Annotated in this window: 2 protein-coding genes; both read right to left on the bottom strand. The window is 47.7% G+C overall.

The window, feature by feature from the left end:
* Nucleotides 1–22: 22 nt before the first annotated feature.
* Nucleotides 23–517: a KTSC domain-containing protein gene (locus tag AC1DRJ_RS26730; RefSeq protein ID WP_477804797.1), complete on the bottom strand. Its 495-nt coding sequence runs from the start codon at nucleotides 515–517 to the stop codon at nucleotides 23–25.
* Between the two features lie 623 nt (nucleotides 518–1140).
* Nucleotides 1141–1509, bottom strand: coding sequence for a hypothetical protein (locus AC1DRJ_RS26725; protein WP_477804796.1), 369 nt, complete (start codon nucleotides 1507–1509; stop codon nucleotides 1141–1143).
* Between the last annotated feature and the right edge of the window lie 174 nt (nucleotides 1510–1683).

Genomic DNA, 1683 nt, shown 5'->3' with positions numbered 1-1683 from the left:
TCCAAAGACTTTACAATTATACTCACTGACAACTTCGAACAGCGCTTTCGCTTAGAAGCGCAGGCTCTCTACTTCTTCCGAAAGTTGAATCTCTGGCAATTCCTGGTATCTGTGAAAGACCTGTAGCGCCTATTCCATCAACATAAATTTCAGCAGGCATACATGGCCGGTTTTCACTAGCAGGTCTTGAATGCTTAGGTATCCCACCCATTCGACAATCGAAAATTCCTTTAATCGATCCATTGTAAAAGTTGCCCTTTGAGTATGCATTTAACCACTGACTCAACACCTGCGAAGGTAAGCGGCAGTAGTGGTAATAGGTCTGGCCTAGCAGCACGACTAAGTAGCTCTGCTCGGGCTGATAGCAGATACGGTGAACAAAAGAGCTTTCTGTATCCGTGCAGGTGAATGGCTCCAAGTCGACTGGGCCTTGGTACTTCACGTTTACAGTTTCAGCCAATGCGCCAGTGCTTACTGTAGCGCCGACAAACAGCAAACCAAGTAGTATCTTCTTCATTCTTTCTTCTCAAGCAAATCACTCTGTGGCACCAGCACAGAGTCATGTACTTCAACACCAAGTCTGATCTGACTGCCCTTAATCTGCTTCTAGTCGTTATAGATACCAGTTCGCTGCTACACAAGCACTTATACTGGGTCTACATCTGGCGCGATGCTCAGGTGGTGTGTTTCGCCTTCCTTGCTTGATAGGGCTAGGTAGCTAATGGATTAGTAAACTGCTGCCTACCTATAATTCATGTCCGAATAAATTACAGCTGGCGTTAATTCTGCATGTTTAGTCATTCAAAAAAATGTTAATTTGGAAACATTAAAAAATAGAATAATTACGCTCCTACTTTTTAGCGTTAACCGCTTCTGACGCCGGCCTGGCTATGCACTCAATGAAGTCGTCAGTTGTATTGTCAGAAAATGTGCGCTTATAAGTTCCGCTGGCTGTATTGTCGCACTGCTCACTCTCAAATTAATAGGCACCAAAAAATCAATTCCGCCATCGGCCCTGCTAAAACCTACTGTTAGCGCTCCTGACTCAAAAATTTCACCAATTAAGCTAATGGGTGACCTATTCCACAGGATCCCCGTTGCTGTATATCCTTGGTTCCTTTGCAGCGGCTTCCAGACTGTTCATCGGCATGTCCCTATCGTGTTAGATTGTTGCAAGCGAAGACGGCAAAGCTCACGTGCCACTTGGCTATCATAGCTGTTGTTCTGCGGTGGGGGGGCATAGTAGGTGTTGTTGTCGCCACCGTTATCAAGTGCCGAGATCAACGCCCCGGCAGTGACGATCACGCCAACCACTACGACCGCCCCGACTGCTACGTCCATTACAGTGGTTTCACCGTCATTGTAGCTCAGGGTGTACCAGTGAACTGGGTTACTGAAGCCTGGATCGGTGTTGTTCACCCCACCGCTAGCGCAGCCGCCGAGCATGGACGCCATTGTGATTCCCGCTGTCAACTTCTTCATCTCATGGCTAATACGTTTGGTGATCATAGGAACTCCTCAGTTGACGCAGTTTAAGTGGAAGTGAACCCTGGCCAGAAGGGCTGAGGATCCAACGAAGATCACACCGTAGCGGACGACACCATCTACCATCTCCTGGACTACCAGATACCGCAGATCCTTGCTGTTCCCACGGCGTGTGTTCCAGCAAAGTCTGTGTTTCTC

Source organism: Pseudomonas sp. P5_B2 (genome assembly GCF_056400445.1).
The sequence above is the reverse complement of the archived record's forward strand: the minus strand, read 5'-3'. Positions and strand labels throughout refer to the sequence as shown.